The following is a 21356-nucleotide window of genomic DNA, read 5'->3' as shown; positions in this document are numbered from 1 at the left end:
GGATTAATTAATTAAGAAAAGGGTATTTTGACTTCAGGTAAGCTAACACCGATTTGATTTCTGTTTGAGATAAAGTGCGGTTATATACTAAGAGTTCATAAAAATGACCATTTATGTAACCAAATTCTGCTCCGGCTCCTAAAGTCAAACCAATATTAGAAGGCCTCAAAACAGATTTACTAATGCTTAAACTATCATGTACATTTCCTGAAAGGTCATATACCTTTAAGGTTGAGGTATTATTCTGATCTAAAGAAATAGCCAAGAAATCCCGAGTAAAGAATTCGTTTGTTATGCCGTAACCTTCTTCTGGAGCAGGTTGCTGTAAAATGATGGAGAATCCTCCATCATTATAGTAATGGCTGAAGTAATTAAAGTTATTATTACCTCCGAAATAGTTTATCCCTCTTCCGAATCCGCAACTACCGATGAAAAATGCTGTAAACGATTCTGCTCTTCCAATAGTATCTCCGTTCGCGCCGTTACAAAACATATTGTTTGAAAATGAAATGGTCTGAATGCCATTTGGAGAAAATAAAATTGGCATCGTACTGCTACCTGCTAAGTAAATAAAATCTCTGTTTTTGCCACTCAGATCTTTTAGGAGGCTAACCTCCCCTGATGAATCTGAGACTATATTTCCTTTTCCAGTAGCATGCCACCAGCCGGCTAATCCATTATTTACAATATCTTCCTGAGCTATATCATTTGTGCCTGCTGCTGTTACGGTACCGTTTAAACGATAATCAAACACCACAAACAGATCGTCTAACAGAGCAGTGGCATCAACCGGATTGCCCGAACTGTCTTCCAAGCTGAGTTGGATCAGTTTCTTATTCTTCAATACCTCAATCGGGAAGCTTTGCAGATCAAGCGCTCCTGTATAACTATTGGCACTGTTCAGCAAGGTGCTGACGGTTTTATAACCGGAGCTTGCGGTATAGGTGACTCTTGCTGTGTATGTTCCGGATAGTCCTTCTTTGGCATTTAAGCTTAGATTTATGGTTTCAATGCTAATCTTTTTGTCCTTGCAGAAGAACGGGAAGGTACTGCGATCAAATTCCATCACTAATCTTGCATAAGAATTGCTTTCAAAATTCTTTGCGTAGGCAAACCAATTATTGCTGAACTCATGTTTTGCACTGAAATAACGGTGCAGGATATTTTCTTCATTTAATGTGGACAATACCGTATTAATGTTATCCTGTGCTTGTTGCTGCAATACGCCATCATAACGCGCGGTGTATTTAAGATGCAGGATGATGTCATTAATGCTGTTATAGTCAAACTGGCGGTATTCTTTCGGGAAGCTGATGGTCCATGTAGCAATGGCACCCGTCCCTTCGAATGGCAAGTAACGTTCATCTCTGAAGTTTAATTCAAACACACCACTATCGTTTTGTGCACTGCTGGTGGCAATCCTGTTGCTGTTGTTGACCTGTGTATAGTTCAGGTCTGCATCATAAAGACCACTAACAATAGGAGACTTTCTGAACTTGCTGCTTTCTTGCGTCAGTTGTGCATTAATGGTGGTGTATGGCCCGGCCACACAGGGTACTGAAAGACTGACTGATTTAATACGGCGCATATAGTGTCCCGGATAATCCAGGTCAAACAATACTTCGGGTATGGATACGGTACAGGTACCGGTTTGGCGCAATTGAATAATCGACTCGGGGCTGAAAACAGCTAAAGAAATGTGTTTCGTTAACTCGAGCTCTCTTTCATTCGCTTCCATATAAGCGGTTTCCATTCTGCGGATATCCAGTTGTAATTTCTCTCCGCTGAGCAGTCCTTTTTTCAAACTATCCCAATAACCGTACTTGATAAAGCCACCTGCCGGGTATTTACCTGCCGGCAATTCGCTCTGGAAGCAAGTATCGGCTTGCTTGGACAATTCATAGGCCAGTTGATAGCTTTGGAAATAAGTGGAGGCCAATTGCGTGGTCATCCAGTTGTACAAGGCTACATTGGTAAACTTATTGCGCATATAGGTATCTACTGCCGTGCTGTTTTCGATCTGTATTTCATGGTTGCGCAATTCCTTGCGGGTAATGTCCAATCGGATCTCCGCGGCCAAGATCTGTTGCTCCAATGTTTCGAGTTCTTTTGCAGCAGTCTTTGCCTGGAACTGCCAGTCATCTCTTCTGCGTTCATAGCCACCGCTTGTCACGGCCATAGATCCTTTGGCATTATCTACGGCTACTTTTATACCGGTTGCGGCACTGGCAGCCTGCATGATATTGGCCCACTGTAGTCCTCCTGAACTGAGACCTGATGCAATTGCCTGTAAATGGAAGGTTGGAATTGCAGAAAGTACTCCTGCTGTTGTCTGCAATGCTCCCTGTATTACCTGGAACGTCATTGCTGATTGTATCTTATCCAAATGCTTCTGTTCATTGGCATTTTTGAAAGGCCTGGACGAATAGAAGTCGTAACGAATCTGTGTATTGGTCTTTGTCAGGCGAAGGCCATCCAATGTACGCGTCGCTTCTTCTATTTGCTGGGTTTTGATTTCTTTGATCTTATCCAATAAATCCAGTTCGTGTACCGAACGCAAGAGTGATAAAGCTTCTGCATCTTTTTTCTCAAGAGCGCTCAAAATAGCGCCGCCTAAAGATTTTACATCTCCGAGTATTTCATTGGCTTTCTGTACCATGTACCCGAAACGGTAAAATGGTTTGCCACTGCCGTACAATTCATTCAATACACTTTCCATACTTAAGCCCATGGCTTTGGCGCGCACCAATAATGCCGGATCTATTGGGGGTTCATACAGCGCCAGTTGACGTGTAGCACCATCAATATTCATACAGTTGCGGATCTTAAATAAACGATCGGCAATGTTGTCCCAATATTGCATTAATTTATCGTTGTTCGGCAAGCAGAAATACAGGGTTTGTAAATGTACCGGTGCTTCTTCTTTCTGACGAAGACCAGGTTGTTGCGATCCCGTATTATAAATGGCTACTCCCGGAGCGTCATTTGGTGCAAAGAACGATTCAATTGTTACCATAGCATTCGATAACTGATCTAAACCGAAAGCACTTAATTCTTTGAATGTATAATCATTCCGTTTTACCCTGGCCGGTATTTGTCTTGGACGCTCACCTAAAAGGTTTGCAGCCAGTACATATAATTGGGTCGCCTCATTTATGGATTCTATCGTATCGCGTTGGAACAGGTTATCTGCCCAGGCGATAAGATTGTCCAGGTATTTCATCAATACATTTTTCATGTAAGACAAGATCCTCATGCGTGCAATTAAGTGTGGATTGAACGGGTCTTTCTCCCATTTCTTTACCTGTGCGACCGCCTCAGCATTATTGTTGTGAATGCTTAACAGCAGGTCGTTTAATGTTTGGACTGCCATACCCGACTTTTCAAAGAAAGGCTGGAACTTCCAGAAACGCTGATTGGTATTGGGCCCTGCGGTACTGGTCGGATTAAAGATATAGTGATACCACTTTTGCGCTTCGGCAAATTGTTGGTTATTGCTTAGTCCCTGTGCGATCATCATCGGCGCATGAAAAAACAGTTCCCAGTTATACATGCTATAGGGATCACTGAAGCCGAACTGCATGTTGTTTTTTGGATACAAACTATTGACTAAATTGCTGGGCTGATAAGTGCCGGCAAAATTCATTGTGTCTGTCTGAGACTGGTTGGCCAAGGTTAGTAATTCCGGAATGCCACCCCTGTTTAAAGAAGAAATCAGCTTGGAAGACTGCGCATGGTAAAAAGTCTGGAATTTATATCCATTGGGATTGGTCACAGCGGTAGCTTTAGGGATTGATCCTAGCGCTGTCGCGTTTGTTGCAATAAGTGGTTGACCCGAGTAAAGCTGTGCTTCCGAAAATAATCTTGCCACATCCAGGCTGATCTTGCTCTTGTCCTTGATACTGCTTATGGTAGCCTGTGCCATCGTTTTGTTGGCAACATCTTCCACTAAGAAGCTATTCACTTCATCTTCGAAGAAGAATCTTTGCTTGATCGGATCAAACATGGTATCAGTTCCGGTTGTCGCAGCAGCAGTTAAGCGGAATGGCGTCGGTGACTTGCCTAAAATTGTTGCAGCACCGTTTGTTCTGATCATGGAAACCCCTGAAGGCCAGTAATAAAACGTAGAATGTGTATAATAGCCTGTTCTGTTATTAGCATAAGCCGTGTCTTTTTTCAAGCCCACACCCATACTGGTATCCTGTACGAATTTCATATTATTGAATCGTGTACCGGTAGGTGCTAAGGTCTGGTGACCTCTGTCTGAATCTCTCAATACATAAGGATCACGGCTATTGTCGCCTTTCCACAAAAAGGTATGCAAACCCGTTGCGACTTCATTTAAGCCCGGTGCAAACAACAAATTAAAGATTACACCATCTTTAGTGTCTACAGTAAAGTCATAAGGGGTATACAAGAAAATTCTTTTCTTAAAGAATTCATCTATAGATTGCATGCCATTGTTGGTCAATTTGCGTAGCGTCTGTGCTGCATCCGGTGTGTTTAAGGAGTTCACCGCGTTGTCATTCACCTCAATCTTACTGAGGTCAAGCTCCATAACATCTTTAGATAAGTCGTGGCTTAACCATTTCTGATCCTGGTACTGACTCCAGTTGAGCGTAACATTCCAAATCGTATTTTTATCCTTTTCCGGATCGTTTACAAGGCTTGACCCATTGCCCGATACGGCACCGGGTAAGGTTAACAATTCGCTCCATTTACGGCCGGTGTAACCACGCATGCTTGGTTTGGCTTCTTCTACATTTAGTTTTTTCTTCTGGAACGTGAGCCAGAATAAATAGAGCTTATTATTCCACATTACCGGAGCGATATGCTGGCTTTTAATATCAACTGCTACACGCTGCCATTCAGACCATTCATTATCTTCCCGGGTACGATAGAAATAGCGCTGCGGGTCACTATCCGTCCTGGCGAATACATGTAAGATATCTTTTCCATGACTGGTTTGGTGATAGGCCGAAACCGGCTCCAGTCTTGCAATCGCATCCAGACCTTCCAGGTAGTTTTTGAACCCTTCTTCTACACGATTGTCCGTGATTTCATCTTGCAATAAATGAGATTCCAGTTCTTTAAACAGACTCGTTTTTTTGTCCCTCAATTCCGGTTCGATCCAGTTTTCGGGATATAGGAATACCTTGCGGTTTGCTTCCCAGATACGGTACCATTTGCGCCAGGAGTGCCATTGTACTGCAGCATCTTCGCTCATTTGGATAGCCGTATTGGTGCTGCCATTGAAATAGGATTCTAAATTTAAGATGATCCGATCCATGAAGAGCTGTAAGGAACTGATGCCTTGTTTTAAACGGGAAGTCTTCATACAGGATTCCATTTCCACATCAATTAAGAGGTAGGCAAACAGATCATTTTCGTTTTTCACTTTAAAAGGACTGCCTTGCTGCACAATACCCGGATTGGCCAAAAGGTAATCCACCATAGCATCGCGTTGCTGCCTTCTTAAGTTGTCCTGTAATGGTTTCACGATCTTATACCATTGCTCAATCTCTTGCTTGGCCTTCGCCGCTTTACGAATAGTTTGCGACTGTGCCGTGCTGACAGCAGGCAACAGGCTTTCGTAAATGCTTTTTATGGATAAACCTAGCTTTTGAGAGGCCTTGAAAATTGCATTCAACTGTAGTAACAAAGAAGGCTCTTTGTAATCGTTGTTTGCCGGATTTACCGGATCGAAAGTGTAGCCAAGGATACCAGTATTACTGCCACCATTACCCAAAAGATATTGTAACTCTTCTAGGGTCCAATTGAACTGTTGGCTTAGGGTTTGTACCCAAACAGAATGAGTGGTAGTCGTCGTTATACCACTTCGGATCAGCTTGATCAGCTCAGTATCGTTAAGCTGGTTTGTATCGCGTAATTGTATCCACTGCGTATAGGCGAGGAATGCATTTATCTGGTCAGAAGAGATGCTGCCCGAATATACCACCCGGAAATCATCTACCGCAAAAGTGCCCAATGCCGGTTTTTCTTCCTGTAATAATATGGAAAGGTCGCCGCCTGTTTTTAACTTGTTGGCCACAAACGATGCTTTGGCTACGATATGATAGGCACGATAAAAATTAAAGAAGTCCATGAATCCCGGAATGTTGCCGGAAATGTCAATCGGATCCGTATTGTTGATAAAAGTGTTCGATACGATAGCATCCAGTACCGAACCCACTGGGGACAATAGCTCAATAAAGCTGTCGAGGAGACGATTTGTATAATTATAATCACCATTGAACTGAGCCGTGAATTGTTGTATCACATGCTTTTTTAACTTCTCTTTCAGGCTGGCTATTTCCGTTGAAGATTGCGTCAGATCGCTACTGCCCAAAGTTTGTTTTAACGCCCGTCTTAATTGCTCTAAGAACGTTTGTATGCCTGCATTGTTCGTCGCATACTGCTCCGAAGGATCTTTGTGTATTAAAAGGAACATTAACTCATCCCAGCTGAATAAACTGGATTTGATGCGGTTTAATTGCTCGAAAACGACTGCCCATCCGGCGATCATATTGTTTGCCGTTCCGTTTGGAAATACCATATCGAATAATATACAGCGCTCCTCAAAGGCCTTATAGGATGCCGTTTCCAGGGTATTAGAAAGAAGTTTATAAACTAAAGTTTTACGATATACCTCACTCAGATTTTCCAAAGTCGTCGCTACATTAGTCGGTCCACCTAAAGAAGCATAAAGGTCTTCTTCAGTGATGTTGTATGTCGCTAATATGGTGCCGGCGTTTTCTGCGATGGTACCACTGATGGCATTGTAATCGCCGAAATGTGTATCGGTAGGGTTAATGATTCCTCTGTTTCGGAATAAGGTGTCATATACAGAAGGCATTTCCTCCTGAAGGCTACTGTTGAAATTAATATAACGGGTTACATCAATAGGACTCCATAGAATGCTCAATCGTTCAGGAGCGATTCCATACCGGATCGACCATTGCTGTGCCGTAGCTATATGGATGAGCGTCTCTGCATCGATATCCGTCGCGTTAAAGGAACGAAGGACAATGTCCAACTGGTAAACAGACCACTTCGTTGCTTTATACAAACGCACAAAGCGATGTAATTTTTTGAAGAATGCTTTCTGTGCTTCGGCAACATCTTCTGTCGCAGCAGGACGGTATTCCAGCTTCAGGTCTTCCAGGGCGCAGGTATCTACAGGCTTACCGGCCTTTGCAACAACGGCAAATCCTCTTGCTGCAGGATTGGTGTTCCGAAGGGGATTCAGGAAGGTAGTCGTTATCAGCTGAAGAAATTCCTTATACTCAATCTTAGTTCTTGTTAATAAAGTCTCCAGGTCATTACACAGATTTGTATGCCAGTTGGGTTCTGTATTAAAGCCATAATATAACCAGGTATTGGCGATGACGGTATTGGTAATGATATCTGCTGTTGCTACCGAAATGTTTAATGATTCCGCTGCGGTAGTATACGCATTAATACCAGTGTTGCCGATACTACTTTGAAATGATTTTGGTTTCCATAAATCCATCAATGTACCACGCTCATGACCCAAATGTTGTAAAAAAACTTTACTTTCTTCCAGGGCTAGGTTAAAGGGAAGTGTATTGGGATAGATGGCTTTGCTCAGGCGCTTGTCATAGACCTTAGTGTATTCGCTATAATCTTTATACACTCCGCTGTCCTTATACGTATGCTCGGGGTAGGCCTCCAGTTCCGCTGCAGTGGCACTGGTTTGAAACGAATCGGGTATGACTAAAGTACTTTCTCCCGGATCTTTTTGCTTAATATCCCGTAAGATGCTCAACTCCAAAATCTCATTCACCAAATCAATATAAGGCATAGGGGTATTGGCATTCTTACAGCTTAAGTCAATATGACTTAGGTCGGATCTGCGACGGGAAACTTCTCTTTCTGCATTGGCATTGCCGATCTTGGTCTTGATAAAGTTGAACACATCAGTAAAATAAGCAGAGGGACTGTACATAGAAGAACAATCAGAACAAGAACAAAAATCCATGCTGCCAAACAGAGATTCTAAATCAGGATAGCTGTATTGTACACTTGGTTGGCTTTCTTTCGCCCATACCTCTTTTGACCATGTCTGCGTTACCTTTTCTGAATAGTTTCCGGGTAGCAACTGGATATACGATTGTTTGATATACAGATCGGTTTGCAGCGCTTTTGCGAAAACAGCTTTTGCCTCGGTAACATATTTTTCCGGTTGAGCTTCATTGATCAGGTCGATAAATAAGGTTTCCCCCATAGCCACTACCTGGCTGGAAGACTTGATTCCCTGCTGTAGCATCGCGCTCATAATGCTTATATTCCCGGCGCTTAACCTGCTTACATTTTGTAAGGCCAGGAGATCCTGTTGTGTCTCTTTATGCACTTCTACGGCTTCGTTCCAGATATTGTGGGTTCTGAAATCAAAGTCCGGGCGGCTCTCCAGGAAGCTGATCACCTCTGCAGGCCTGTTCAGTTCCTTACTAATTTCATAATCGGCCAATAATTGTGTCTTGATCACATTAGTTGCAAATATTTTGGAAGAGATATCATATAGCTTTTCCGCATAAGTGGTGATCACTTCTTCATCTGCATAAGCATCTTCGCTTACATCCCCTCTGATACTTTTGGGTACGCATAATTTTTTGTGCTGATCACAAACCGCATAGATGAAATCGAACCAAGTGCTTTCCGTTTGTCCGGAGGCAAAGTCATCAATGTCATCTTCACCGATGGCGTCCAATACCGTCACAATCATTTCGGCACGCATACCGGTTAGTGCCATTGCCTGTATACCTCTCTGGAAGCGTGAAGTATATTCCGGTCCGATCTCCGCAATAAGCTTAGTCCAGAAATCTTCTGTAGGAGCATCCGAGCTGTTGAGGTACAGTTTCAGGAAGGTATCTACGGCATTTACATCAGAAACAATCCTGGATAAGATGCTACGTAAAGGGTCTCCCTCCGTTGTTTCGAGTTCGCCGGTCTGTCCTATCCTGATCTCATTAATGTGGTTATTGGTATCATTTATATCGGTCGCATCCTCGATAATATGGTCTGCAATACTTTTCGTAAGAATGCTTGCGATAAAATCGGGCGTCAGGCTGCAGATTGCTGCTATATCACTATATCCGGCACGTACTAATGCATAAATTGCTTGTGTCTTAACGGCGTAATCATGAGCGATCCGCGAGGCTGTAACGATATTCGTCACTATAGAAGAAGCGAGGCCACTTATGGTTTTCAGGGCATCTAGTTCGCTTATGGTAATCGTATAGAGTTCTTCGATAGCAATCCCGGCTACATCAGAGATGATTTTTTCAGCGACATCAAATTCTGTATGAAATTCACTCTTATAGTCCGGATCACTGATGGAGATATCTACCAAAGCAGTAGTACCCTCAACGACAATAGTATCGGAAGATGCTACGGAAACGGCATTGAGGTGGATCAATTCTAAAGAGAGCTTGGGAATAGCATTATAGTCTTTTTTGCCTGCTTCTAAATAAAGGAAGCGATAAGGGATCTTAATCTCGAATTTACCGAAAGCGTCAATAGTCGTAGCGGCAATAGCAATATTATTTCTGAAAGCTACTTTATTTAATACGATGGTCCAGTCTTCTCCGGAATAAGGGATTGCAGCAATGGGTGCTTCGCCTAAAGTAACCGATCCCCGGATGGCCATGTAGTCGGCATGTAATTGGATTAAGGCATCATCAGGAACCACGGTGTCGTATGCTGCGGCCTTTATCTGCAGCAAGATATTTTCGACACTAGTTTCTCCTACATTGTGCTCTTTAACCAGATATTGGTTGTTATACACTTTCAGGACCAGGTTTTGATCACTGATGCTGTCTGAGAGTACGCGGGCCATAAAATTGCCGGAGGTGTCTACTTTTGCCGATCCTAACCAAAGCAGGTTTTCGGGGTGGTCGCTGGAACGCTTATAGATTTCGACCAGTAAGCCGAGGGGTTTTTGTTGTGCAGGATGTTCACCGGTGAGGGTGATGTTGCCGGCAACTTTTTGAAATGTTGTCATCATGTTTGGGGTTTAAAATTTTATATACATGGGTTATAGTGATAGATAAAAATCATAGCAATAGGGTGTCTTACCCTGTTTAGACTAGTACTAAACAATGGGTATGTGTGTATGATTTATGTCTTCCTATATAGATTGGAAATGCCGGGCAATAGATTCGGTTGCCAGGCTTGCACCCAAAAGAGTGCGGGATATTTTAAGGTTTGTAATACATAGGTGTGGTTTTATTTTCTGCTGATAGGGTTGGGTTATATTGTTACAGCAAAGTAAGCACCTGGATAGGTCAAGATATGACGCAGTAGGAAAGACAATTGAAGATTTAATTTACTAATACATAACGCAACCGGAGATCAATAAAAAAAGCGGGATGCATGTATTACATGCATCCCGCTTTCAAAAAATTAAGCCTCTTTATTTTACAATTTGCAGTTTTTCAACTGCTGTTCCTTGTGTGGTTTGGATCTGAATTAAATATAAGCCCGAAGACATATTTTCTGTAGAAAAGCTATGTTTCGCTTTACTCATATTGTCCTGACGATATACGACTTTTCCTACGGCATCAAAAACGACTATTGCGTTCATGGCTGTTGTGCTTTTTTGCTCAATGGTTACCACATTATTGGCCGGATTAGGATAAATGCTGAATGAAGACTTTAGCGTGGCGATATCGCCTAGTGCCAGTACACCAGAGGTTTTCCCTTGGAAATAGACGGACAGCGGGATATATCCCTGAGCACCTGTAAACACAGCATCCGGAACGCGAATCTGGAAAGTGTGTGTGCCCGCAGTTACGGCACCAAGGTTCAATACACGGATTGGGATGATATCGCCGGGACACCAGTTACTGAAAGATTGCCATTGGGCGTCTGTTCTCGTGCTAGAGCCGTAGATGCCATTTCCCTGAGTATTATATTGGCGGAATGGTTCGCAGGAGGGGCTACCCGGTTTATAGGTTTTGATCAGATTATTGTCAAAATAGATATAATGATTACGCCTGTTGTATTCCTCTCCGCCTGAATTTGCGCCATGGTTCGAGGTAATTAAAAACAAAGAAGCGTCTGTAAGATTTGCAGGCACATTAAAGGTAAGTGTTCGGGTTGTTTTTCCCAATGTGTCCGTAGCATTCGCATTATAGTTATTTAAGTCCTTTTTAAAAGATAGGGGTACCAACACATTATTACTCTGTGCTCCGGTCGGCCCGCTGGTCACAAATTCTAAAGAGCCATAAAAGACATCATTTCTACCGGCACAACCCGCTACCTGTGTATTCGCAGCATAGGGTACACCGAAGAGTTCCAGTTCTATCCATATATCATAACTGGCATTAAGGCTGGCATCCCGCAGCAAATAGGCCACATTATCCATATAATAAGTATAAGGAACTTGTTTAGGAGAAACGTTTTTGTTCATGAATGGCGTAATATAACGGCCAATCTCTATCCTGCGCACGCTATCCGGATTGTAGGCCGTATCTCCTTTAGGAACAAATGCAACGTTTACATTCCCAATACGATCATAGTTATCGCAAGCCGCTTTAACCGTAACATTCATCTTAAGTGTATTGCCGATCGATTGTAATTCCTGAGTAGTGAGTTTTCGTGCATACAGATCATTGCGATGTCGGGTAATGCCGGGTTGTGGTGCGGGAGAATCTACTCTACCTGCATAGCCGTCAAAAAATAATACGGTATCAAATACCCGTATTGTCGTGTTTTGTGCCTGAGTTTGAAACCCTAGGGCCAATAATAAAGAGAAAATTAGTAAAAATTGCTTCATCAGTTTAGTTGAATTTACGCACTAAGTTAAAGCTATTTTGTTGCTTTTTAATACTCCTTAGGCCATATTTCCTTAAAACGGATCCTTTATTGTCAGCAAACTGTAAAAAATCCCGATTCTATAAGAAGCATTCCCTATTTGACACTATAAAAGGATGTAGATACAATAGTTTTGCAAAAAATTCTTCTATAGCAAATTATTTTAATGTTTCTATACCAAATACATATAAAAAGTTTAAAACAAAGCACCTTCCTGAAACGCAGTATCGGGATGAGTGTTTTATATATCTTAATAGCCAATCTCTTGTATGCACAAAATGCAGATACGGCCAAAGGTTTAGATGAGGTTGTGGTTACCGCACAATACCAACCCCAAAGCTTGCGAAAGTCTGTATATAAGATGCAGGTCATTGATCAGAAAAAGATTCAGGCAAGGGCAGCGACCAATGTACAGCAAATTTTAAGTGGGGAACTTGGGATTCGATTTTCAAATGATATGGCCTTGGGAACAGCAGATATTAATCTCATGGGCATAAGTGGAAAAAGCATCAAAGTGTTGATGGATGGAGTTCCGGTGCTGGATCGCGGTGAAATGAGAGAAAGCTTAAACCAGATCAATGCCGCACAGATTGAGCGCATAGAGATTATTGAAGGACCCATGTCTACAATGTATGGGTCGGATGCCGCGGCGGGGGTGATTAATATCATTACTAAAAAGCCTAAAAGTGAATCATTCCAATTGAATGCCCAGGTATTGGAAGAGACTGCAGGGAAAGAATATAATGCCTTTACCAATAAGGGATTACATACTCAACAGCTTAGTGCTAGTTGGGCTAAAGGGAATTGGAATGCCATGTTAGGTATGCTCCATTATGACTTTGGTGGTTACGGAGCGGATAGCATCGGTCGCAACCATAGCTGGAAACCCAAAGAACAATGGATACCTTCTTTAAGCCTGGGATACAGAAAAGAACATTGGAATCTTGCTTATCGGAATGATTATTTGTTAGAGACGATCTACGCTAAGGGAGCCATTAATACCGATATTTATAAAGCGACTACGCAGACCTTTACCACAAATAAGATAGCGCAGCAGTTGCAGTTCAACTATAACTGGAATCCTAAATGGTCTTGGAACAGTAGCCTTAGTTATACCGATTACAAACGCTATACCAAAACAGAACTGATTGACTATAATACCAGAACAAAAGAGCTCACCCAAGGAGAAGGACAGCAGGACACTGCGAAATTTAAAGCCCTAAATTTCCGGGGATCATTATTATACGTTTTATCGACAAAGTTGAGCCTGCAACCGGGTATAGAATATAGCCTGGATGCTGCTAATGGTGCACGTATAAAAGGTCATCCCGTTATCCACAATTACGCAGCTTTTCTATCCCTGGAATATAAACCAACCGATAAGATCAATATCAGACCGGGCTTTCGGGTAAATAAGAACTCCTTATATGAAGCGCCACCGGTATTGCCTTCTCTGAATACCTTGTACCGCATCAACAACAATATATCGGTTCGGTTATCCTATGCACAGGGATTCAGGGCGCCGGGATTGAGAGAACTGTATTTTACCTTCCAGGATGCGAATCATAACCTTAATGGAAACCCAAACCTGAAGGCGGAATATTCACACAGCTTCAATGGCTCATTCGCCTATCGGAAACCGGTTAATGAAAAAAGTGAATACTCTACTGAAGTCGCTTACTTCTATAATACATTTAGAGACCTGATCACTTTAGCACCAGATCCGAATGACTCCCGTAGATATATCTATTTCAATATTGCTAAGAATAGAACAACGGGAATTTCTCTCGCCAATAAATATATTACCAGAAATATAGAATGGAGAATTGGCGGATTGCTGTTAGGGCAGTACAATCTTCTGCTTAATGAGGAGGATATCAAAGATCCGAATATGGCAAAAATGAGTTGGAGCCCCGAATTTAATGTGGAAATGATGTACCAGATATTGTGTACAAAAACAAAGATTAACCTGTTTTACAAATTTACGGGTCGTAGAGAAACATATGCTGCTACAACGAGTCCTTCCGGTGAGGTTATTGCGCAGCTTACTTCAAGACAAGCTTATTGCATTGCCGATCTTAATGTGCAGCAGCAGCTGACCAATATGATTGGCTTAACCGCAGGTGTTAGAAACCTATTGAATGTAAACAATTTGTTAGATTCTGGTGCGGGTAGCGGTTCTGTGCATGGTGGCGGAAGCAATCTTATTCCGTTCAGCTATGGCCGTTCGTTTTTCCTGTCGCTGAATTTTAACTTCAATAACCAATTAAACAAGTAATGTGATGATGAAGAAATTATTGTTTTTATTAGGATGCAGTGCCTTGATCATGTCTTGCGATAAAAATAAAATCGAAAACGTGACTGTGCCTACTTCTACCGGGAATACGGTTCAGATCAATGGCTTGATTGGCGGAGAGTCCGGCTCTTCTGCGGGGAATTCAGTATATATAGACTTTAGTAAAGATAAGCAGACGCCCTTTGCGCGGGCAGATTGGGATTTGGGTTTTTATTGTGGTAATAACTTCCGGGTTATCATCAACAATACTACTGCGGCTATGGCCAAAGTGATTAATAAAAATGATCTCAACACCGTTACCAGTGCGGATGTTGCCGGGGTTAATTTTGAGTTGGATATTGCAAACCCGACTGCTACAACCTTTACCATGCTTGATGATATCGATGGAGACCTGAGCAAAACGGTTATTCCGGAGGTGAGTAGTGTAGATGCGGACAATAAAGTCGTTGTGATCAGCCGGGGTACGGCAGGAGGCATCGCCCCCAGAGACCTGATGAAAGTAAGGATCATTAGAAATGGTACAGATGGATACACCTTGCAGTATGCAAAGATTAACGAAACCGTTTTCAACACTATTAATATTGCCAAAGACGGCGATTACAACTTTAAATACCTCTCTTTTGAAAAAGGCCCTGTAGCCGGAGAACCTAAAAAATATGACTGGGACATTACCTGGACGATCTCTATGTACAAGACGCCATTGGGTAGCGAATTTGTTGCCTATATCTTCTCCGACCTGGTCGCTATCAACTATTTGAACGGGACTTTGGTGGTCGAGAAAGACTATAATACTGCTGCGGAAGCCACTGCAGCCTACAATAGCTATACAAAAACGGAAGCCGGTACCGAGACATTCCTGAATGAACGCTGGAAAATCGGCGGAGGCTGGAGAAAAACAGCGGCTCCGGGTGCTACAAATCCCGGTGTAATCAAGACAAAGTTTTATATCGTAAAAGACAGTCAGGGCAATTATTATAAATTGAAATTCCTGAGCTTTTCTTCAGAAGATGGAGGTACCAGAGGAAAACCCGAGATCCGTTACGAATTACTGCAATAGGAAGACACTTTCTTAGGCAAGACAAATTGAAAAACAAAACAAAACAAAATAAAAATCACAATTTAATCCAATGTTGAGAAAATTAGCAATCACAGGTTTTGCTGCACTGGCAGCAGTAGTAACAAGCCATGCGCAAACGCCGAAAGACACAGAAGCCATCAAAAACTTATGCGGTTGTTTTGAAGTAACGTTTAACTACGCAGAGACGTTTACAAACGACACAACTACAGAAAAGAAAGCAATCGGAAAATTAGACGACCATGCGGTGGTAGAAATGGTATTGCCTATCGAAGAATCTCCTAAAAAATATGTATTACAGCATATTTTAGTAGCCGGTGGCCATGTAATCAAACACTGGAGAGAAGATTGGGAATTTGAAAAGACAAGTCACTGGACCTACAATAAAGATCAGAATTGGGTAAAGAAAGCAAACTTACCGGCCACTGCCGTTAAGGGAGAATGGACGCAAACGGTATGGGAAGTAGATGATGCACCAAGATATCAGGGTACTGCTAAGTGGTTAGAAGCTAACGGAGAACTTTTCTGGTTAAACAGAGCAGATGCTCCTTTGCCAAGAAGAGAATATACCAAACGCAGCGATTACAATATCATGGAAAGAACAAACCGTCTTACGGTTTCTAACAAAGGATATATGCATGAGCAGGATAATAAAAAAATCATTCGCAAAGACGGTGCAAAAGACAGCGTATTGGCATACGAAAAAGGATATAATAACTATGTACGTGTAGCCGACAGCAAATGTGAGAATGCCTTGAAATTCTGGACACCAGAGAAAAAAGCCTTCTGGAAAGATGTAACAAATGTTTGGGAAGCGCAAATGGCCAAAGGAAATAGTTTACAACTGGAGAAAGTAATCGAAGACAAATTGTTATACGAAGCTTTGGATGTAGTAGAAAAGAAAAACCTTAAAGATGCTGCCCGTAAAAAAGAAATTGAGCAAACAATCTTAAAGTACGCAAAAGTAAAATAAGACCTTTCTTTTTTTAATACGATGTTAATGGGATATCCCTTTGGAATATCCCATTCTTATTTCCTATAGTGACCATAACAATGATGATAATTTAAAGTGCGTAAATTAATACTTATTGGGTATTTTTGCAGCTGTATTTAAAATAATTGCATTCACAATATAATGATGAATAATATTGCCGTTTACAATTCACTAAAGCAATTTATGCCTATTTATATAGTCAGTTTTATCGCTTTAGAGTTTCTGTACAATCTATATAACAATAAGCGTTTCCTGATCAAAGAAGTCAGGATCAACGTGATTTCCGGCTTGCTCGTCATTGTCACACAATCTGCCCTGCAGTTTGTAATGCTTGCCCGTTTAAACCCTTTTCTGTACGAACATCGCTTATTCAATATGGATATAGGCATGTACCAGTTTGTGGTTTGCTTCTTTCTATATACATTTTTACAGTATTGCTCCCATTATCTGAGCCATAAAGTGCGGTTTTTTTGGTGTCTGCACGAAGTACACCATTCCGCATTACACATGAATACCTCTACAGGGGTAAGAAACTCCATTTTCGATGTGATCAGTACCGATGTCTTATACCTGATTATCCCATTGTTGGGCATAGAGCCGATTGTTTTCCTCATTACCTATACCTGCCTCAAAGTATGGGGTACCTTTATTCATATCAATGAGGATATTGTCAGCAAAATCCCTTTGATCAACTGGTTCATGGTCGACCCTTCTACCCATCATGTACACCATGCGCAGAACCCAATTTATATCGATAAGAACTACGGGGAATTCCTCAATATATACGATAAAGCCTTTGGTACTTTTGTCAACGAGACCGAAAGGCCTTTATATGGCACCATAGGACATACCCCCAAAGGATTTTGGGATGTGCAGCTCTATTCCTTCCGTGTGCTGTTTGCAGAAATGAGGGCAGCCAAATCCCTGAAGGAGAAGATCCTGCTGGCCATTATGCCTCCGGAATGGAGTGTAAACAAAAAAGCAAAATTCTTACGTTAGATAAGAGGGAAAATTTATGATTTCAATAATATAATTTTCCTAAATTGCGATAATACAAATTATGCCGCTTATGGGTTTTAAGAAATACGTAGACATAGATAAGATCTTTAGAGAGAAGAACCCCGCTGCTCACAAATGGACCCCGAAATTCTTAGTCAATTATATCAAAAGGGTCGTTCATGAAGAGGATATCAACCGCTTCGAGAATGAAAATCATCATAAATTCGAGTTTGAGTACCTCGATGCTGCATTGGCGGAGGTAAATGCGAAGATCACCTATTCCGGCCTGGAAAATGTGCCGAAAGAGGGCGGCTGCATTATGGCATCTAACCACCCCTTGGGAGGCATAGATGGCATGGCGCTAATCCAGATCGTGGGTAATGTAAGGAAAGACATCCGCTTTCTGGTAAACGATATTCTGACCCGCTTGGAAAATTTCGGATCATTATTTGTACCGGTAAATAAGGTTGGCTCCAATGCCACACAGAACCTACGGCGTATCGACGAGGTCTATGCAGGAGATAATGTAACCATGATCTTCCCTGCCGGTCTTGTAAGCCGTAAAACAAAAGGTGTTATCCAGGATTTACCCTGGAACAGAAGTTTTATTAAAAAAGCCGTACAGTACCAAAAACCGGTTATCCCCGTATTGGTACAGGGCCACTTGAGTAAATTCTTTTACCGGCTTAGCAGTTTTCGAAAGATGTTGGGGATAAAGGTGAATATAGAGATGCTCTATCTAGCCCATGAAATGTATAAGCTTCGGAACAATATCACCCATATCCAGATCGGAAAACCTATTCCGCCCGAAACCTTCGACAATAGTAAAAAACCCGAAGAGTGGGCAGAATGCTTGAGGACGTACGTATATGAAATGGCTAAAAACCCTGGACTTTCTTTTGAGGCCTACGCCAAAACATTTATCTACATCAAACCGGAATCTTCAAAATAATACGATATAGAAATTAAAATAGTATTAAATTTAAGCCTTATTTAAAATATTAATTAACCATATCTGTAGCAATAGATGGAAGAGATTATAGCACCAGTATCCAGAGCCTTATTAGCACAAGAATTGAACGAGAAAACCTTTTTGCGTAAAACCAACAAAGGAGGGAATGAGATATACATCGTAAACGCACAGAATGCCCCAAATGTATTGTTAGAGATAGGCCGTTTAAGAGAATGGGCCTTTAGAGACGGCGGTGGTGGTACCGGAAAACCCTACGATCTGGATGAATACGACCAGGGTGCCTACGCTTATCAGCAATTGGTTGTGTGGAGTCCGGAAGACAAAGAGATTATAGGAGGATACCGCTATATAAAATGTCAGGATGCGCTTGACGAGCAAGGTCATGTTCATTTATCTACCACACACTACTTCAACTTTTCAGATACCTTTGTAACCGAATACCTATCCCAGACCATAGAATTGGGCAGAAGTTTTGTACAACCCCTATACCAGAGTAAAGATGGGGGTAAAAAAGGACTTTTTAGCCTGGATAATCTCTGGGATGGATTAGGCGCGTTGGTGATTTTACATCCCGAAATCAAATACTTTTTCGGAAAAGTAACGATGTACAAAACCTTTAATGTACATGCAAGGGATCATATCATGGCCTTTTTGCAACACTATTTCCCCGACAAAGACCGTTTGCTAACAGCTAAACCAGAGCTAAAAGTAGACCTCTCCACCCCTGTAACCGATTTTGTGCAACAACTTACTGGTTTGGAGTATAAGAAAGGGCATTTACTGCTGAACAGCATTGTAAAGGAGTATGGGGAGAATATTCCGCCGCTGGTGAATAGTTATATGAATCTGAGCAGTACCATGAAAACCTTCGATACCGCCAATAACCCCGATTTTGGGGATGTAGAGGAAACCTGTATCCTGATCAGCATTAAAGATATTTTCCCATCCAAGGCGGAACGGCATGTAAGCACTTTTCAGCAACAAGGATAATACATCCTATACGCATCTTATGAAGTATGAACTCATTAAGGATATAGCCTGTTTTAATAAGGTATATCCTTAATGGAATGATCAATAAAAAAGGCTAAAAAAGCGTTTACCCCAAACGTTGCGGTAAATGAATAAAAGGAATTGGTCTTGGAATAAAAAGGTAAACGCTACAGAACGGTTTACGACTCTGCTACCATGCCACTCCTTACCTTGCCGGGCGTAAGGCCATATTTCTTTTTAAATGCAGTAGAAAAATGTTGTGGTGTTTTAAAACCGGTATCCAAGGCAATGTCCGCAATAGAAGTATCACTTTCCTGCAGCATGGCATAGGCCTTTTGCATTTTCAGGTCGTTCCAATAGCTATATACGCTGGTATCCAGCAAAGCACGAAACCCTTTCTTTAAAGTGCATTCATTAGTCCCTACCTGGTGGGCCAGATCAATCAGTGAGCAGGGATGGCTTATGTTTTCTTCAATAATAGCCTTCGCCTGGTAAATCTTATCTACATGGTATTTATGTACCACTGCCGATTCTTCCGAAGGCAGTTTTAAATAGCTTTCTATTTGCAGCAGTAAAAGTTCTTTGATCTTACTTTCCAAAAACAAATGCTGTAGACCACCCGTTCTTTTACTCTCAAAAATGCTGTCGATTACCTGCTGCATCGGGATCGTCACCAAACCCTTTTGTGCCGTAAGTACACAGTTCTTCTTTTTATTGATATTGCTTAAAAAGCGGCTGAAAAGCGCTTCGTTGGGTAAGTAAGGAAGCAGAAAAGAAGGTTTGAAATTAACCTCCAGGAACTTCTGATTTTCACAACCCGAATAGTATACCTGTCCGGTATTTACATTTGTATAGAGCAAAGTGTGACTGTTGCAGGACATTTCCACATCTTCTGCAAAACCCTGGATTTTTAAGACCCTTGAGCCACAGAATTGAAATAGCATTTTGACACTTGGTTCTTCAGAAGTATAAGCAATCAGGCGTTCCTTCATCATATCGATATTGCCATAGCTGATCGAAAAACCTTTAAGAAAAACCTCCTGAAAGGATCCGTTCGCCAGCTCACACACTTTCATATGACCGCCATCCTGTACGGTACATTTGCTGCAAGTTTCAAGTGTAAGTGGTTGGGCTTTGTCTCCTTTTATTTTCATGCTTTATCTGATTAACGAAGTGAACTGTTCACAGGCATATCGCGCAAAGATAAGGCATTAAAAATATTGTAGCCCTGCCGGACATAAAGTGGCGGTGTTAAAAGGATCAAAAAGGAAGCCGGCCCTGTCGGAATGAATTTGCCGGAGATTCCTTAATTTGCAGGCTTCATTAATTATTCCCTAATGGCATCTATCGGTATTTTTGATTCAGGTTACGGAGGGCTTACGGTATTTAAGGCTATCGTGGCCAAAATGCCGGACTATAACTATATATACCTTGGCGACAATGCACGGGCACCCTATGGTAACCGTTCTTTTGAGACCGTATACCAATATACCCTTGAATGTGTACAATGGTTATTTGATGCCGGTTGCGACCTGGTCATCCTCGCCTGTAATACCGCTTCTGCCAAGGCATTAAGAACCATTCAACAAAACGATTTACCCAAAATAGGCCCGGAGAAAAGAGTTTTAGGAGTCATTCGGCCTACCGCAGAAATTATTCACCAGTATTCCAGGACAAACCATATTGGCATACTGGGCACTTCCGGTACCGTAGCATCTAATTCCTATGTGATTGAAATGGCACACTTCGCCCCGGAAATACAAGTCAGCCAGCATGCCTGCCCTTTGTGGGTACCTTTGGTCGAAGCCAATGCCTATCAGACCGATGCGGCAAAACTCATCATAAGATCCGATGTGGAGCAACTGCTGCTGGCAGATAAAGCCATCGATACGATACTGCTTGCCTGTACCCATTATCCGATTTTAAAGCCCATCATACAACAATTCGTGCCGGAATCCGTTAACATAATAAGTCAGGGCGAATTGGTAGCGGATAGCCTGGAGGCTTATCTGAAACGCCATTCCGAAACAGAAACCGGTGTTGATAGAAAAGGGGATATGTTGTTCTATACTACGGGTGAAGTATCTGATTTTGAAGCACATGCCAGTTTGTTCTTCGGAAAAGACATAAAAGCCCAATCCTGTAATGTTGTCAAAAAATAGTGAAAATTGCAGCTTTATACGGGTATTAA

At 41.9% G+C, this 21356-nt stretch carries 10 protein-coding genes; 7 read left to right on the top strand and 3 right to left on the bottom strand.

Annotated elements, in window-relative coordinates; all coding sequences use genetic code 11:
• Positions 1 to 7: 7 nt before the first annotated feature.
• Positions 8 to 10027: a neuraminidase-like domain-containing protein gene (locus DBR32_RS11065; RefSeq protein WP_124636401.1), complete on the bottom strand. Its 10020-nt coding sequence runs from the start codon at positions 10025 to 10027 to the stop codon at positions 8 to 10.
• 408 nt (positions 10028 to 10435) lie between these two features.
• Positions 10436 to 11800: a peptide-N-glycosidase F-related protein gene (locus DBR32_RS11060; RefSeq protein WP_158605966.1), complete on the bottom strand. Its 1365-nt coding sequence runs from the start codon at positions 11798 to 11800 to the stop codon at positions 10436 to 10438.
• 204 nt (positions 11801 to 12004) lie between these two features.
• On the opposite strand from DBR32_RS11060, the gene DBR32_RS11055 reads away from it, so the two are divergent.
• From DBR32_RS11055 to DBR32_RS11030, 6 genes are all read left to right on the top strand, one after another.
• The gene (locus DBR32_RS11055) at positions 12005 to 14116 is read left to right on the top strand and encodes a TonB-dependent siderophore receptor (protein WP_124636400.1); all 2112 of its coding nucleotides are present in this window, start codon (positions 12005 to 12007) and stop codon (positions 14114 to 14116) included.
• Positions 14117 to 14120: 4 nt separating this feature from the next.
• Positions 14121 to 15191, top strand: a complete 1071-nt coding sequence (locus DBR32_RS11050; RefSeq protein ID WP_124636399.1) for an HmuY family protein — start codon at positions 14121 to 14123, stop codon at positions 15189 to 15191.
• A gap of 70 nt (positions 15192 to 15261) precedes the next feature.
• Positions 15262 to 16182 (top strand): DUF6607 family protein, encoded by a 921-nt coding sequence (locus DBR32_RS11045; protein WP_124636398.1) that lies wholly within the window; start codon positions 15262 to 15264, stop codon positions 16180 to 16182.
• Between the two features lie 204 nt (positions 16183 to 16386).
• Positions 16387 to 17202 carry a sterol desaturase family protein gene (locus DBR32_RS11040; RefSeq protein ID WP_158605965.1) on the top strand — a complete coding sequence of 272 codons (816 nt, stop codon included), beginning with the start codon at positions 16387 to 16389 and terminating at the stop codon, positions 17200 to 17202.
• 70 nt (positions 17203 to 17272) lie between these two features.
• A complete protein-coding gene (locus tag DBR32_RS11035; protein WP_158605964.1) occupies positions 17273 to 18154 on the top strand; it encodes a 1-acyl-sn-glycerol-3-phosphate acyltransferase in 882 nt (293 codons plus the stop codon).
• Positions 18155 to 18229: 75 nt separating this feature from the next.
• Positions 18230 to 19165, top strand: a complete 936-nt coding sequence (locus tag DBR32_RS11030; RefSeq protein ID WP_124636395.1) for a GNAT family N-acetyltransferase — start codon at positions 18230 to 18232, stop codon at positions 19163 to 19165.
• Between the two features lie 179 nt (positions 19166 to 19344).
• Here DBR32_RS11030 and DBR32_RS11025 read toward each other — a convergent pair whose 3' ends face one another.
• Positions 19345 to 20319 carry an AraC family transcriptional regulator gene (locus tag DBR32_RS11025; protein WP_124636394.1) on the bottom strand — a complete coding sequence of 325 codons (975 nt, stop codon included), beginning with the start codon at positions 20317 to 20319 and terminating at the stop codon, positions 19345 to 19347.
• A 183-nt stretch (positions 20320 to 20502) separates the two neighbouring features.
• Between DBR32_RS11025 and murI the strand changes: the two genes are divergently transcribed.
• Positions 20503 to 21327 carry a glutamate racemase gene (gene murI / locus DBR32_RS11020; protein WP_124636393.1) on the top strand — a complete coding sequence of 275 codons (825 nt, stop codon included), beginning with the start codon at positions 20503 to 20505 and terminating at the stop codon, positions 21325 to 21327.
• Positions 21328 to 21356 lie beyond the last annotated feature (29 nt).

This window comes from Taibaiella sp. KBW10 (genome assembly GCF_003852495.1).
Taxonomy (GTDB): domain Bacteria; phylum Bacteroidota; class Bacteroidia; order Chitinophagales; family Chitinophagaceae; genus Edaphocola.
This window is presented reverse-complemented; position numbering and strand designations above follow the sequence as displayed.

Excerpts from the sequence above, each read along its gene's own strand:
- DBR32_RS11065 (WP_124636401.1), bottom strand. The coding sequence starts at position 10,027 with ATGATGACAACATTTCAAAAAGTTGCCGGCAACATCACCCTCACCGGT.
- DBR32_RS11060 (WP_158605966.1), bottom strand. The coding sequence starts at position 11,800 with ATGAAGCAATTTTTACTAATTTTCTCTTTATTATTGGCCCTAGGGTTT.
- DBR32_RS11055 (WP_124636400.1), top strand. The coding sequence starts at position 12,005 with ATGTTTCTATACCAAATACATATAAAAAGTTTAAAACAAAGCACCTTC.
- DBR32_RS11050 (WP_124636399.1), top strand. The coding sequence starts at position 14,121 with ATGATGAAGAAATTATTGTTTTTATTAGGATGCAGTGCCTTGATCATG.
- DBR32_RS11045 (WP_124636398.1), top strand. The coding sequence starts at position 15,262 with ATGTTGAGAAAATTAGCAATCACAGGTTTTGCTGCACTGGCAGCAGTA.
- DBR32_RS11040 (WP_158605965.1), top strand. The coding sequence starts at position 16,387 with ATGCCTATTTATATAGTCAGTTTTATCGCTTTAGAGTTTCTGTACAAT.
- DBR32_RS11035 (WP_158605964.1), top strand. The coding sequence starts at position 17,273 with ATGGGTTTTAAGAAATACGTAGACATAGATAAGATCTTTAGAGAGAAG.
- DBR32_RS11030 (WP_124636395.1), top strand. The coding sequence starts at position 18,230 with ATGGAAGAGATTATAGCACCAGTATCCAGAGCCTTATTAGCACAAGAA.
- DBR32_RS11025 (WP_124636394.1), bottom strand. The coding sequence starts at position 20,319 with ATGAAAATAAAAGGAGACAAAGCCCAACCACTTACACTTGAAACTTGC.
- murI (WP_124636393.1), top strand. The coding sequence starts at position 20,503 with ATGGCATCTATCGGTATTTTTGATTCAGGTTACGGAGGGCTTACGGTA.